The organism is Pseudomonas sp. m6p, from assembly GCF_055760375.1.
In genome coordinates this window covers 4,014,270-4,028,423 of the sequence record NZ_CM147084.1, presented here as the reverse complement: position 1 = coordinate 4,028,423, position 14,154 = coordinate 4,014,270, and the positions used below count along the sequence as shown (strand labels likewise).

Genomic DNA, 14,154 nt, shown 5'->3' with positions numbered 1-14,154 from the left:
GGCATCGCCTCCGGTTTGCTTCGCTGCACCTCCTCTCGCTGTGTTTGGCTTCGCCAAACGGTCGCTTCGCTCCCACCCCCGGATAAATCCCTCCACTCAGCCTGCCGACGGGGCCGGTACGGCAAGATCAAAAGCTTTCGGCGAGCTGACACTCGGCCATTGAGTGGTGAAAAGCATGCGCTTGGCTTTTGCTCTTCTGTGGAAGCCAGCCCGCGAGCCAACTAATCTCCGTCAGATTCACGTAATCACTGTAGGAGCTGCCGAAGGCTGCGATCTTTTGATCTTTGGCAGAGCACTAAAGGTCAAAAGATCGCAGCCTCGTTGCACTCGACAGCTCCGACAGGTAAATGGCGGACAAAAGAAAACCCCCGACACACCAGAAGTCTGTCGGGGGTTTCTTTTGCCTGGAAGCATCAGGCGTCTCGCGACGCCTGATCCGGCTCAGCTTATTGGCAAGCTTCGCAATCCGGCTCGTCGATCGCGCAAGCCTTTGGCACTGGCGCCGGACCGGCTGGAGCTGCCAGAACCGAATCGTCGCCGTGGTTGCCGCCGCTGGAAACAGCGTTCAGCTTGCCGGTGTTGATGGTCGACTTCTCGGTGCTGGTCGCGGCCAGGGCACGGAGGTAGTAAGTGGTTTTCAGACCACGGTACCAGGCCATGCGGTAGGTCACGTCGAGTTTCTTGCCCGAGGCGCCGGCGATGTACAGGTTCAGCGACTGGGCCTGGTCGATCCACTTCTGACGACGGCTGGCGGCGTCAACGATCCACTTGGTGTCCACTTCGAACGCGGTCGCGTAGAGCTCTTTGAGTTCTTGCGGGATGCGCTCGATCTGCTGCACCGAACCGTCGTAGTACTTCAGGTCGTTGATCATGACCGAGTCCCACAGACCGCGAGCCTTGAGGTCGCGAACCAGGTACGGGTTGATCACGGTGAATTCGCCCGACAGGTTCGATTTCACATACAGGTTCTGGTAGGTCGGTTCGATCGACTGCGAGACGCCGGTGATGTTGGCGATGGTCGCGGTCGGTGCGATGGCCATGATGTTGGAGTTACGAATGCCTTTCTGTACACGGGCGCGAACCGGTGCCCAGTCCAGGGTTTCGTTCAGGTCAACGTCGATGTACTTCTGGCCGCGCTGTTCGATCAGGATCTGTTGCGAATCCAGCGGCAGGATGCCTTTGGACCACAGCGAACCGTTGAACGTCTCGTACGCGCCGCGCTCGTCGGCCAGGTCGCAGGACGCCTGGATCGCGTAATAGCTGACCGCTTCCATCGACTTGTCGGCGAACTCGACGGCCGCGTCGGAACCGTAAGGGATGTGCTGCAGGTACAGCGCGTCCTGGAAGCCCATGATGCCCAGACCGACCGGACGGTGGCGGAAGTTGGAGTTCTTCGCTTGCGGCACCGAGTAGTAGTTGATGTCGATCACGTTGTCGAGCATGCGCACGGCGGTGTTCACGGTGCGTTGCAGCTTGGCGGTGTCCAGCTTGCCGTCGACGATGTGGTTCGGCAGGTTGATCGAGCCCAGGTTGCAAACGGCGATCTCGTCCTTGTTGGTGTTCAAGGTGATCTCGGTGCACAGGTTCGAGCTGTGAACAACGCCGACGTGCTGCTGCGGGCTGCGCAGGTTGCACGGGTCTTTGAACGTCAGCCACGGGTGGCCGGTTTCAAACAGCATGGAGAGCATTTTGCGCCACAGGTCTTTGGCCTGGATGGTCTTGAACAGCTTGACCTTGCCCGGGTACTCGGTCAGGGCTTCGTAGTACTCGTAGCGCTCTTCGAAGGCTTTACCGGTCAGGTCGTGCAGGTCCGGAACTTCGGAAGGCGAGAACAGGGTCCACTTGCCGTCATCGAAGACACGCTTCATGAACAGGTCAGGGATCCAGTTGGCGGTGTTCATGTCGTGGGTACGACGACGGTCATCACCGGTGTTCTTGCGCAGTTCGATGAACTCTTCGATGTCCATGTGCCAGGTTTCCAGGTAGGCACACACAGCGCCTTTGCGCTTGCCACCCTGGTTAACGGCGACGGCGGTGTCGTTCACTACTTTGAGGAACGGAACCACGCCTTGCGACTTGCCGTTGGTGCCCTTGATGTACGAACCCAGTGCACGCACCGGCGTCCAGTCGTTGCCCAGGCCGCCAGCGAATTTGGACAACATGGCGTTGTCGTGGATCGCGTGGTAGATGCCCGACAGGTCGTCTGGAACGGTGGTCAGGTAGCAGCTCGACAGCTGTGGACGCAGGGTACCGGCGTTGAACAGTGTTGGGGTCGAAGCCATGTAGTCGAAGGACGACAGCAGGTTGTAGAACTCGATCGCACGGTCTTCTTTCTGCTTCTCTTCGATCGCCAGGCCCATGGCCACGCGCATGAAGAAGATCTGCGGCAGTTCGAAACGCACGCCATCCTTGTGGATGAAGTAACGGTCGTACAGGGTCTGCAGGCCCAGGTAGGTGAATTGCTGGTCGCGCTCGTGGTTGATCGCCTTGCCCAGTTTTTCCAGGTCGAAGGAGGCCAGCACAGGGTTCAGCAGTTCGAACTCGATACCTTTGGCGATATAAGCCGGCAGCGCCTTGGCGTACAGGTCGGCCATTTCGTGGTGAGTGGCGCTCTCGGCCACGCCGAGGAAGCCCAGGCCTTCGGCACGCAGGGTGTCCATCAGCAGGCGGGCGGTGACGAACGAGTAGTTCGGCTCACGTTCAACCAGGGTACGCGCGGTCATCACCAATGCGGTGTTGACGTCGTTCAGGGCCACGCCGTCGTACAGGTTTTTCAGGGTTTCGCGCTGGATCAGGTCGCCATCGACTTCAGCCAGGCCTTCGCAGGCTTCGGTGACGATGGTGTTCAGGCGGCCCATGTCCAGCGGCGCGAGGCTGCCGTCGGCGCGGGTGATGCGGATCGACGGGTGCGCATCGACTGCGGCTTCGACCGGGGTATGGGCTGCGCGTTCTTTCGAGCGGGCGTCACGGTAGATCACGTAGTCGCGAGCGACTTTCTGCTCGCCGGCACGCATCAGGGCCAGTTCGACCTGGTCCTGGATTTCTTCGATGTGGATGGTGCCGCCCGACGGCATGCGACGCTTGAAGGTCGCGGTGACTTGTTCGGTCAGGCGGGCAACGGTGTCGTGGATTCGCGACGAAGCGGCAGCGGTGCCGCCCTCAACTGCGAGAAACGCTTTGGTGATAGCGACGGTGATCTTGTCATCGGTGTAAGGAACGACAGTGCCATTACGCTTGATCACGCGCAGTTGACCAGGCGCGGTGGCGGCCAGATCCGAATTCGAATCGGCGGCCTGCGGCAAGGTGCCCTGCGGGTTCTCGCGAGTTGTGTCGGTTTGCATGGGTGTCTCCACGTTCTCTATGTTTGTTTGGGCACCATGAAGGTGCCCACCGTTCCGTCCTGAAGCACTACAACCGGCACGCGCCGGGCATAACGACTTCGGGACAGTTCAGGAAGGGGGCCTTGTGGGCGCCGCTTCCATGCCGAAGTCTTCGGTTCGCGCTTTACGCGTGAAACCGCATTCCTTTCGGGGAGCAGATTCGTCACTGCAACACCCGTACCGTTATCGTCGTGGTCGACCGAAAAACGGTAGCCATCCGCAGGCGCGGTTTGGGCTTCTGAAAATACGTTTGGTTCAACCCGACAATGGCAATAAAAAGCCTTGAATTCACAGTCCGGTTTGTGTTTGGTTTTTTAGCGCTAACCCCTACATGTAGGGTTTTTTTGCGCACGGGCTACAAGATAATGCGTTTCGGGGGAGTATTGCAACGTATAGCCTGTGGATAAACCTGTGCGTAAATTGTGTGCGAAAGGGCTGATTCGCGTGTAGGCCGCGAACCTGCTGAGCTAGACCGTTTGTCACTGTTTTTCACGCGGGAAAAACGCTTCAGCGGATTTTTAAGGGCGCGAACCCTATCACAAAAAACCGCCGTGTCCGAACGCATTTGCCGACTTGTGTTCTGCCGGTACGCCGTTTATACAATCGGGCGGCGTTTACCCATTCTTATGCTCCCAAAAGATGACAAAAAGACGGGAGCATCGGAATCTGCGGGCAACCGCACGCCTGTGTGGGAGCTGCCGCAGGCTGCGATCTTTTGACCTTGCTTTTTAAAAGCAAAAGATCGCAGCCTGCGGCAGCTCCTACAGGGGGCAGTGTGTTTCTGCCTTATTAACAAAAACAGCAAGCAGAGGTCACCGGTGGAGCAAGAAGCCTGGCAGGTATTGATAGTCGAGGACGACCAGCGTCTGGCCGAACTCACCCGCGAGTACCTGCAAGCCAATGGATTGCGCGTGGAGATCGAAGGCAACGGCGCGCTGGCGGCGGCGCGGATCATCAAGGAGCAGCCGGACCTGGTGATCCTCGACCTGATGCTGCCCGGTGAAGACGGCTTGAGCATTTGCCGCAAGGTCCGCGACCGTTACGACGGGCCGATCCTGATGCTCACCGCGCGCACCGACGATGCCGACCAGATCCAGGGCCTCGACCTCGGTGCCGACGATTACGTGTGCAAACCGGTGCGCCCACGGCTGTTGCTGGCACGGATTCAGGCTTTGCTGCGGCGCAGTGACAGCGCCGAGCCGGTCACGGAAAAAAGCCGTCGCCTGCAATTCGGCCCGCTGGTGGTGGACAACGCCTTGCGCGAAGCCTGGCTCAGTGACAGCGGCATCGAACTGACCAGCGCCGAATTCGACCTGCTCTGGCTGCTGGTATCGAATGCCGGACGAATCCTCTCTCGCGAAGAAATTTTCACTGCGCTGCGTGGCATCGGCTATGACGGTCAGGACCGCTCGATCGATGTGCGCATCTCGCGCATCCGCCCGAAAATCGGCGATGACCCCGATCATCCGCGCCTGATCAAGACCATCCGCAGCAAAGGCTATCTGTTCGTTCCGGAAGCCTGTGTGGATCTGGCGCTGTGAACTCGATCTTCCTGCGCATCTATGGCGGCATGTGCGCGGCGCTGATTCTGGTGGCGGTGCTTGGGGTGCTGGCATTGCACCTGCTCAATCAGGTGCGCAGCGAGCAATACCGCGAGCGCCTGGCCCACGGCACGTTCTCGCTGATGGCCGACAACCTGCAACCGATGAACGCAACCGAGCGCCACCGGGCATTGTTGGTCTGGGAGCGTCTGCTGGGGATTCCGCTGGCGCTGAAGACGTTTTCCGAGACCGATCTGGATCTCTCTCAGCGCGCCCGGGTGCAGCGCGGTCAGGCCTTGGTGGAGCAGACCGGCCCGCATGCGGCGCGGGTCTATCGACTGGTCAGCGACAAGGAACAGTTGCTGCTGACCGGCGACGTCCAGCAGATCAGCGAACAACTGGCCCGCGCGACTATTTACCTGCTGGCCGATGAACTGGTGCGGGTGCCGGTTGGCGAACAGCCCAAGCGGCTGGCGCAGTTAAAGGAGGAGAAAGGTTTCGGTTTTGATTTGCGCCTGGTCACGGTCAACGAGGCCGACATGGACGAAGACCAGAGCCGCCGTGTGTCCGAGGGCGATACGGTGATGGCGCTGGGCAAGGGCGGGGATTCGATCCGGGTGTTTGCCGGCATGGTCGGCACGCCGTGGGTGCTGGAAATCGGTCCGCTGTATCAGATGAATCCGTATCCGCCGCAATGGCTGGTGCTGATTGCGGCCCTCGGCCTGAGCCTGATCGGCCTGATCGTTTATCTGTTGGTGCGCCAGCTCGAACGACGTCTGCGCGGTCTCGAGGCCGCAGCCACGCGCATCGCCAAGGGCAGTCTGGAAACCCGCGTGCCGGCCCGTGGCGCTGACTCGGTGGGGCGGCTGGCGGCAGCGTTCAACGGCATGGCCGAGCACTTGCAGCAGTTGCTGGCGATCCAGCGCGAACTGGTGCGCGCGGTGTCCCATGAGTTGCGTACACCCGTGGCGCGTCTGCGATTCGGGTTGGAGATGATCGGCTCGGCCACCACCCCGCAGGCGCTGGAAAAGTACCGCGAGGGCATGGATCACGACATCGAGGATCTCGATAAGCTGGTGGACGAAATGCTCACCTACGCGCGGCTGGAGCAGGGGTCGCCCGCGCTGACCTTTCAACGCATCGACCTCGATGCGCTGGTCAATCAAGTGATTGAAGAACTGGCGCCGTTGCGTGCCGAGGTCACGGTGCAGCGCGGGTTGTGCCTGTCCGCTGCCGATAATGACGGCGCCTGGGTCGAGGCCGAGCCGCGCTTTTTGCACCGCGCGTTGCAGAACCTGGTGAGCAACGCGATGCGCCATGCGCACTCGAACGTCACGGTGAGTTATCAGGTTGGGCAGCTGCGCTGCCGGGTGGACGTCGAGGATGACGGGCCGGGTGTGCCGGAGTCGGCGTGGGAGCGCATCTTCACGCCGTTCCTGCGTCTGGATGACAGCCGCACACGGGCGTCGGGCGGGCATGGGCTGGGTCTGTCGATTGTGCGGCGGATCATTCACTGGCATGACGGGCGGGCGCTGATCAACAAGAGCAAGAGTCTGGGTGGGGCCTGCTTCAGTCTGAGCTGGCCGAGGAATCAGGAACGCCGCTGAGTTTTGTGCTGGGTTTGCCGGCCCCCATCGCTGGCAAGCCAGCTCCCACAGTGTCCGTGGTGAGCACAGATTTTGGATACACCCCTGAAACCTGTGGGAGCTGGCTTGCCAGCGATGGGGCTCTCACCGGCGCTGAAAAATCCTCAGGCAGGGATGCTGACCAGACTCAACAACTGCCCATCCTGCACACCAAACTGCGCGTCCAGCTCGGTGCCATGACGCCATTCACCTGAAAGATCGGTCAGCAAGCGCAAGCGAACCTGACCCTGCTCCGTCCACTCCAGCACCTCGGCGTGCTCGAAATAAAAGCGCTTCTGCACAATCGGGTACAGCGCCTTGAACAGGCTCTCTTTCACCGAAAACGTCAGGGTCACCCACAACCCCAGTTGCTCTCGCGAGCCGGCGGCCATGCGCTGCAATTCCGCTGGCGTGAGGATCTCCCCGGCCAGGCGTTCGGCACGCTCGGTCTCGAGCAGGTTTTCCAGGTCCATGCCCAAGCCGCGCCAGTGTCGCTTGTTGGCGACAATCGCCGCCGCGTGTCCGGTGCTGTGGGTGATCGAGCCGCAGATGTGCGCGGGCCACACCGGCGCACGGTCTTCGCCAATCGCCGGAATCACGTTTGAGCCTTCCAGTTGCTGCAGCGCAGCCCGGGCACAAATCCGCCCGGCGAGAAACTCGGCCTGCCGTTTGGCCACCGAGCGCTGAATGCTCGGCGGCGGCTCGATGGCACTGCGCTGGAAGTCATCGCCGAGCAGTTGCTTCGGGTCGAAACGGGTACTGAGCAGGACGGTGTCGGGCAACACGTTGGGCAACGGCCAATGGGCGTCGAGCGGGGTGCAGCAGGCGGGGAGGGGCGGGCTGGAATTCATGGCGGGCATTTTGCCGGTTGAAGTCACGACTGGGTAGAGGCTGCACACTTTTGTGGCGAGGGAGCTTGCTCCCGCTGGGGGCAAAGCCCCCCCCAAATCTGTGGACGAGATCTGTCAGGTAAACCGCGTCGGCAGGTTTTTGCGACGGCTTCGCCGCCGAGCGGGAGCAAGCTCCCTCGCCACAAAGGCAACAGTCAGCCAAAAATCTTCTGGAAGAACGCCTTCATGTCCGCCCAGGATTTTTCATCGGCCGCTTTGTTGTAGCCGATATCCGGGCCACCGTGATCGCCGTGGCTCAAGCGATCGGCATCCGGATTGGTGAAACCGTGCTTGGCGCCGTCGAGGCTGACGAATCTGTAGTCGGCGCCGGCCTTGTCCATTTCGGATTTGAACGCGGTGACGTTGTCGGCAGTGACCATGCTGTCCAGCGCGCCGTGCTCGACCAGAATTTTCGCTTTCACACTGCCGGGCGTCGCCGGGGTAGTGGTCGCCAGCGCACCGTGGAAACTCACCACGCCCGCCAGCGGCTCGCCCTGACGCGCCGCATTGAGCACCACGCCACCGCCGAAGCAGTAGCCGATGGCGGCGATTTTATTGACGTCGGTCTGCGGCTGCTTTTTCAGCAGGTTCAGCCCGGCCTCGAAACGTTTGCTGGAGGCGGCGGCATCCTGGGTCGCGGCCTGCATGAACGCCATCGCATCTTTTGGGTGCTCGGTGTTCTTGCCCTCGCCATACATGTCGATTGCCAAGGCGCTGTAGCCCAGTTCGGCGAGGTCGCGGGCGCGGCGTTTGGCGTAATCGTTCAGGCCCCACCATTCATGCACCACCACCACGCCCGGGCGTTTGCCCTTGATCGCGTCGTCGTAGGCGTAGTAGCCGATCAGTCGGGTGCCGTCGGCGCTCTGGTAAGGAATCTCCTGAGTCTTGATCGCAGCGTTGGCCAGGCTGCTGGCGGCGAGCAGGGCAAGGGCGAAAAACAGGCGCATGGTCGGTCTCCTTATCGAAAGTGGTCAGAACAGCCTAGTCGATTTGATTCAGCGCAGGTTCAGAGAGCGTTCAGGGCAGGTACAGGGGCAGCTCAGTAACCTTGCGCCATACCCAAACAGCACTGTGAAAGAGGAAACGCGATGAATCGTCTGAACAAACTGCTGCTGGCTTTTACCTTGTTGGGCTCCAGCCTTGCGGCACATGCCGATGACACCAGCAACTTCGCCGGTCTGACGTTCGGCCAGACCAGTGACAAGGTCAAAAAGTCCCACGCGCTGAACGACAACCTTGGCCACCCGGACGCCAGCGGCGCAATCGATGGCAACAACACTTACGGCGTGCGCCTCGGTCAGCAAAACTCGCAAGGTCGCTACTACGCCACTTACGACAACGTGTCCGGTTCGCACAATGGCATTAAACTGCGCCAGGAAAATCTGCTGGGCAGCTACGATCTGTTCTATCCAGTGGGCGGCAGCACCAACCTGTTCGGTGGTGCCACGGCCGGTTTGACCAAGCTGACCCAGGATTCGCCAGGCTATAGCCGTGACAGCGACATCGGGTACGCCGTTGGTGGTCAGTTCGGTGTGCTGCAACAAGTGGCGCAGAACGTTTCGGTGGAACTCGGTTACCGTTACCTGATGAGCAACGCCAGCACCGAAATGAAAGAGAGCGGTGGCAGCAAGCAAGGCTCGCTGGACTTGACCAGCAGCGCCCAGACTTACCTGTCGGCGAACTACGCTTTCTAAAGCGCGGTCCGCTCTAGACCCTGTGGGAGCGAGCTTGCTCGCGAAAGTGGTCTATCAGTCGACAACACTGTTGGCTGATACATCGCCTTTGCGAGCAAGCCCGCTCCCACACATGCGTTGTTGGAGTTTTTGATTTGCCCGGGAGAGCGTTATGAAACTGTTGGTCGTCGAAGATGAAGCGCTGTTGCGCCATCACCTGCAAACCCGCCTGACGGAGAGTGGCCACGTGGTCGAGTCCGTGGCCAATGCCGAAGAGGCGCTGTACCAGACCGGACAGTTCAACTTCGATCTGGCGGTGATCGACCTCGGTCTGCCCGGCATGGGTGGTCTGGACCTGATTCGCCAGTTGCGTTCGAGCGGCAAGAGCTTTCCGATCCTGATTCTCACCGCCCGTGGCAATTGGCAGGACAAGGTCGAAGGCCTCGCCGCCGGTGCCGACGACTACGTGGTCAAACCGTTCCAGTTCGAAGAACTCGACGCGCGCCTCAACGCCTTGCTGCGTCGCTCCAGCGGCTTCACCCAGTCGACCATCGTCGCCGGGCCGCTGTTGCTTGATCTCAATCGCAAGCAGGCGTCACTGGATGAAGAGCCGCTGGCGCTGACCGCCTACGAATACCGCATCCTCGAATACCTGATGCGCCACCACCAGCAAGTGGTGCCCAAGGATCGCCTGATGGAACAACTCTATCCGGACGACGACGAGCGTGATCCGAACGTGATCGAAGTGCTGGTCGGCCGCTTGCGCCGCAAGCTCGAAGGCCCGGGCGGGTTCAAGCCGATCGATACCGTGCGTGGTCTCGGCTACCTGTTCAATGAGCGCTGCACTTGATTCGTTCTCTTCGCGTTCGCTTGATGCTCGCCGCCACCACGTTGGCGGTGTTGTTCATGCTCGGCTTGCTGCCGGCCATGCAGGGCGCGTTCAGCCTGGCACTGCAGGACTCGATCGAGCAGCGCCTGGCCTCGGATGTCACCACGCTGATCTCGGCGGCGCGCATCGACAGCGGCCAACTGGTGATGCCGACGCAGTTGCCGGATGAACGTTTCAACCTCACCGACAACCGCTTGCTCGGCTACATCTACGACCGTCAAGGCAAACTGGTCTGGCGCTCGAAAGGTACGCAGGAAGAGCAGATCAACTACAAGCCACGTTACGACGGCATGGGTAACGAGTTCGCGCGAATCCGCGAGAGCAACGGCCAGGAGTTCTTCGTCTACGACGTCGAAGTCAAACTGCTCGGCGGCAAGAGCGCGGCTTTCAGTATCGTTGCGTTGCAACCGGTGCGCGAATATGAAAACACCCTTGAAGGCCTGCGCGAGAACCTCTATCTGGGCTTCGGCGCTGCCTTGTTGGTGCTGCTGGCGCTGTTGTGGATCGGCCTGACCTGGGGCCTCAAGGCGCTGCGTCGGCTGAGTCAGGAACTCGACGAAATCGAAAGCGGCACCCGCGAAAGCCTCACCGAACAGCACCCGCGCGAACTGCTGCGCCTGACCGGCTCGCTCAACCGTTTGCTGCACAGTGAACGCCAGCAACGCAGCCGTTACCGCGACTCTCTCGATGACCTGGCGCACAGCCTGAAAACCCCGTTGGCGGTGTTGCAAGGGGTCAGTGAAGACATGGCCCAACGCCCGGAAGATCGCGATCAGGCCTGGGTGCTGCAAACCCAGATCGAACGCATGAGCCAGCAGATCAGCTATCAACTGCAACGGGCCAGCCTGCGCAAAAGCGGTCTGGTACGCCATCAGGTGCGGCTGCAACCGGTGCTCAAGAGTCTGTGCGACACGCTGGACAAGGTTTACCGCGACAAACATGTTCGAGTGGCGTTCGACCTGCCGGAGCAATGTTATGTGCCGATCGAACAGGGCGCGTTGCTGGAGATGATGGGCAACCTGCTGGAAAACGCCTATCGCCTGTGCCTGAGCGAAGTGCGCATCAGCGTGCGCGAGAGCCTGACCGGTATCGAGTTGTGCATCGAAGACGACGGCCCCGGCGTGCCGCCGAATCAGCGCGCGCGAATCCTTGAGCGCGGCGAACGACTGGATCGTCAGCATCCGGGGCAGGGCATCGGGCTGGCGGTGGTCAAGGACATCATCGAAAGCTACAACGCCAAGCTGATGCTCGGAGATTCGCCGATGGGCGGGGCGGCATTCAGGATTCAGTTTCCTGCGGTTTAATTGCAGGCCTTGTCGGCGCCTTCGCGAGCAGGCTCGCTCCCACATTGAACCCTCTGTGGGAGCGAGCCTGCTCGCGAAGGCGCCAGTCAGTTCACCGCAGGTCTTACTGCTCCTGCGCCCGATAAGCCCCCGGTGTCAGCCCCGTCCATTTCTTGAACGCCCGGTGAAACGCCGACGGTTCGGAAAACCCCAGTTGTTCGGCAATCTGCTGCAACGACAGATCCGCCCGGCCCAGGTGATAAATCGCGATATCGCGGCGCAACTGATCCTTCAATTCCTGAAAACTGGTGCCTTCCTCGCGCAAATGCCGACGCAGGGTTTGCGGGCTGATGTGCAACTGCGCAGCCACGGCTTCCAGGTCCGGCCAGTGCGCGCTGTCGCGGCTGAGCAAACGGCGCAGGCGGCTGCTGAGGCTGTCGCCGTCGTCCGGGCGCGACAGCAGGTCGGCGGGGGAGCGTTCGAGGAAATGCTTCAAGGTGCGTTCGTCCTGCAACAGCGGCATGTGCAGGTAGCGACTGTGAAACAGCAGGCTGCTCTGCTCGGCGCAAAACACCAAAGGGCAGGGGAACAGCAGGTCGTACTCGGCACCGTGCGCCGGTTTCGGGTAACTGAAGGTGGCCTGCTCCAGACGAATCCGCTGGCCGATCAGCCAACTGCCGAGGCGATGCCAGATCACCAGCAGGCTCTCGCTGAGAAAGTGATCCGGGTCCCATAACTGCGCATCATCGAGGCTCAGGCGCACCCATTCGTCTTCGCGGCTCAGGCTCAGGCGCGGGGCCTCGGGGAATAGGCTATAAAACAATAAACCGCGTTGCAGTGCCTTCTCCAGATTGCGGCAGTGGATCAAGGCGTGGCACATCATCGCGAAGCTGCCGGGTTTGCTCGGCGCGTTGCCAAAGCCCAGGTATTCGTCATCCAGCGCCAGCCACAGGCTCTGGATCAGTTGGGTGAATTGTTCCGGGGCGATGCGTGCCCGTGGCTCATCGAGCAACTCGGGGCTGATGCCCAGTTGTTGCAGCAGCGGCGCATAGTCGAATCCCGAACGGCGTGCGCCACCGAGGGCGGCGCGGGCGAAATGACTGGCGATGGTACGTTCGCGCATAAGCGGCTGATCCTTCCTCAGGCGCCGGATGGTAGCCGGGGCAAGCGCAGGGCAACAAGGCGGATTTCCGCCAAATTGTAGGACGAGATCCGCTGACTTGGCGGAAATCCGCCACACCTGCGTCACCGGGCAGTGACAAAAAATACCCTGCATACCCTGATATCAAAAGGCTTGCAGCGAATCGCACCAAAGTGGCACGGCGTTTGCGATAAGAGCGACAGAAGTGTGCGTCTTTCCGCTGGAAAAGCGCTGCTCGACACAACAAATCCCTCCAGTGCAGGAGGGTTCGCAATTCAGGTTCTGCGCTCAACAGATGGATGTTGCCCGCGGGACGCTTGAGGACACTTGCAATGACGACTCGTCAGCCACTGTACAAATCCCTGTATTTCCAGGTGATCGTCGCGATCATCATCGGTATTGCCCTTGGTCACTACTACCCGCAGTTCGGTGTGGCGGTTAAGCCGCTGGGCGACGGGTTCATCAAGCTGATCAAAATGATCATCGCCCCGATCATTTTCTGCACCGTGGTCAGCGGTATTGCTGGCATGCAAAGCATGAAATCGGTCGGCAAGACCGGCGGTTACGCACTCCTGTACTTCGAAATCGTTTCGACCATCGCCCTGCTGGTCGGTCTGATCGTGGTCAACATCGTGCAGCCGGGCAACGGCATGCACATTGACGTCAGCACCCTGGACGCCTCGAAAGTCGCCACGTATGTGCAGCAAGGCGCAGACCAGAGCGTTGTCGGCTTCCTGCTCAACGTGATCCCGACCACCATCGTCGGCGCGTTCGCCACCGGTGACATCCTGCAAGTGCTGATGTTCTCGGTGATCTTCGGTTTCGCCCTGCACCGCCTGGGTGACTACGGCCGTCCGATCCTCGACTTCATCGATCGCTTCGCCCACGTGATGTTCAACATCATCAACATGATCATGAAGCTCGCGCCAATCGGTGCCTTCGGTGCGATGGCGTTCACCATCGGTGCCTACGGTGTCGGTTCGCTGGTGCAGCTGGGTCAACTGATGGCCTGCTTCTACATCACCTGCCTGGCGTTCATCCTGATCGTGCTGGGCGCCATTGCCCGTATGCACGGCTTCAGCGTGCTGAAGATGATCCGTTACATCCGTGAAGAGCTGCTGATCGTACTGGGCACTTCCTCGTCGGAATCGGTACTGCCACGCATGCTGATCAAGATGGAGCGTCTGGGCGCGAAGAAATCCGTCGTGGGTCTGGTGATCCCGACTGGTTATTCGTTCAACCTCGACGGTACCGCGATCTACCTGACCATGGCCGCCGTGTTCATTGCTCAGGCCACCGACACGCACATGGACATCACCCATCAGATCACCCTGCTGGTGGTATTGCTGCTGTCGTCCAAAGGCGCCGCCGGTGTGACCGGTTCGGGCTTCATCGTGCTGGCCGCCACCCTGTCGGCAGTCGGTCACCTGCCGGTGGCCGGTCTGGCGCTGATCCTCGGTATCGACCGCTTCATGTCCGAAGCCCGCGCCCTGACCAACCTGGTCGGCAACGCCGTGGCGACCATCGTGGTTGCCAAGTGGGTGAAAGAGCTTGACACCGACGTGCTGCAAGCCGAGCTGGCTTCGGGTGGTCGCGGTATTGCTGACACCCGTCCGGAAGACGACCTGGGTGTGGCTGAAGGTGCTACCCCGAGCAACGTCAAGTAACTGCAATTTGGTAATACCTTGTGGCGAGGGAGCTTGCTCCCGCTGGACTGCGCAGCAGGCCCCTC

General features: G+C 60.7%; 10 protein-coding genes. 6 read left to right on the top strand and 4 right to left on the bottom strand.

Going from position 1 to position 14,154, the window contains the following annotated elements; translation table 11 throughout:
• Positions 1 to 446: 446 nt before the first annotated feature.
• Positions 447 to 3,341 carry a ribonucleoside-diphosphate reductase subunit alpha gene (locus tag ACYZUM_RS18270; protein ID WP_041067575.1) on the bottom strand — a complete coding sequence of 965 codons (2,895 nt, stop codon included), beginning with the start codon at positions 3,339 to 3,341 and terminating at the stop codon, positions 447 to 449.
• 857 nt (positions 3,342 to 4,198) lie between these two features.
• On the opposite strand from ACYZUM_RS18270, the gene ACYZUM_RS18265 reads away from it, so the two are divergent.
• Together ACYZUM_RS18265 and ACYZUM_RS18260 are read left to right on the top strand one after the other, a co-directional pair.
• Positions 4,199 to 4,921, top strand: a complete 723-nt coding sequence (locus tag ACYZUM_RS18265; protein WP_047295809.1) for a response regulator — start codon at positions 4,199 to 4,201, stop codon at positions 4,919 to 4,921.
• Positions 4,918 to 6,528, top strand: a complete 1,611-nt coding sequence (locus ACYZUM_RS18260) for an ATP-binding protein (RefSeq protein WP_041067572.1) — start codon at positions 4,918 to 4,920, stop codon at positions 6,526 to 6,528. Before ACYZUM_RS18265 ends, ACYZUM_RS18260 begins: the two co-directional genes overlap by 4 nt.
• A 143-nt stretch (positions 6,529 to 6,671) precedes the next feature.
• Here ACYZUM_RS18260 and ACYZUM_RS18255 read toward each other — a convergent pair whose 3' ends face one another.
• Together ACYZUM_RS18255 and ACYZUM_RS18250 are read right to left on the bottom strand one after the other, a co-directional pair.
• Positions 6,672 to 7,397, bottom strand: a complete 726-nt coding sequence (locus ACYZUM_RS18255; protein WP_095668551.1) for a 4'-phosphopantetheinyl transferase family protein — start codon at positions 7,395 to 7,397, stop codon at positions 6,672 to 6,674.
• A 194-nt stretch (positions 7,398 to 7,591) separates the two neighbouring features.
• Complete coding sequence (locus tag ACYZUM_RS18250) at positions 7,592 to 8,383, bottom strand: dienelactone hydrolase family protein (protein ID WP_222018612.1); 792 nt, start codon at positions 8,381 to 8,383, stop codon at positions 7,592 to 7,594.
• A gap of 141 nt (positions 8,384 to 8,524) precedes the next feature.
• On the opposite strand from ACYZUM_RS18250, the gene ACYZUM_RS18245 reads away from it, so the two are divergent.
• The 3 genes from ACYZUM_RS18245 (at position 8,525) to ACYZUM_RS18235 (ending at position 11,302) form a co-directional block, all read left to right on the top strand.
• The gene (locus tag ACYZUM_RS18245; protein WP_473060980.1) at positions 8,525 to 9,130 is read left to right on the top strand and encodes a hypothetical protein; all 606 of its coding nucleotides are present in this window, start codon (positions 8,525 to 8,527) and stop codon (positions 9,128 to 9,130) included.
• 151 nt (positions 9,131 to 9,281) lie between these two features.
• Entirely contained in the window at positions 9,282 to 9,959 is a 678-nt protein-coding gene (locus ACYZUM_RS18240) for a response regulator transcription factor (RefSeq protein WP_086794696.1), read from the top strand.
• A complete protein-coding gene (locus tag ACYZUM_RS18235) occupies positions 9,956 to 11,302 on the top strand; it encodes an ATP-binding protein (protein WP_473060979.1) in 1,347 nt (448 codons plus the stop codon). The genes ACYZUM_RS18240 and ACYZUM_RS18235 overlap by 4 nt, the downstream gene beginning before the upstream one ends.
• 103 nt (positions 11,303 to 11,405) lie before the next feature.
• On the opposite strand, the gene ACYZUM_RS18230 is transcribed toward ACYZUM_RS18235, so the two are convergent.
• Entirely contained in the window at positions 11,406 to 12,404 is a 999-nt protein-coding gene (locus ACYZUM_RS18230; RefSeq protein WP_473060978.1) for an AraC family transcriptional regulator, read from the bottom strand.
• A gap of 350 nt (positions 12,405 to 12,754) precedes the next feature.
• Here ACYZUM_RS18230 and ACYZUM_RS18225 point away from each other — a divergent pair, with 350 nt between their 5' ends.
• The gene (locus ACYZUM_RS18225; RefSeq protein ID WP_041067561.1) at positions 12,755 to 14,089 is read left to right on the top strand and encodes a dicarboxylate/amino acid:cation symporter; all 1,335 of its coding nucleotides are present in this window, start codon (positions 12,755 to 12,757) and stop codon (positions 14,087 to 14,089) included.
• Positions 14,090 to 14,154: the final 65 nt, after the last annotated feature.

Coding starts and splice junctions, on each gene's coding strand:
- ACYZUM_RS18270 (WP_041067575.1), bottom strand. CDS start 3,341: ATGCAAACCGACACAACTCGCGAGAACCCGCAGGGCACCTTGCCGCAG.
- ACYZUM_RS18255 (WP_095668551.1), bottom strand. CDS start 7,397: ATGAATTCCAGCCCGCCCCTCCCCGCCTGCTGCACCCCGCTCGACGCC.
- ACYZUM_RS18250 (WP_222018612.1), bottom strand. CDS start 8,383: ATGCGCCTGTTTTTCGCCCTTGCCCTGCTCGCCGCCAGCAGCCTGGCC.
- ACYZUM_RS18245 (WP_473060980.1), top strand. CDS start 8,525: ATGAATCGTCTGAACAAACTGCTGCTGGCTTTTACCTTGTTGGGCTCC.
- ACYZUM_RS18240 (WP_086794696.1), top strand. CDS start 9,282: ATGAAACTGTTGGTCGTCGAAGATGAAGCGCTGTTGCGCCATCACCTG.
- ACYZUM_RS18230 (WP_473060978.1), bottom strand. CDS start 12,404: ATGCGCGAACGTACCATCGCCAGTCATTTCGCCCGCGCCGCCCTCGGT.
- ACYZUM_RS18225 (WP_041067561.1), top strand. CDS start 12,755: ATGACGACTCGTCAGCCACTGTACAAATCCCTGTATTTCCAGGTGATC.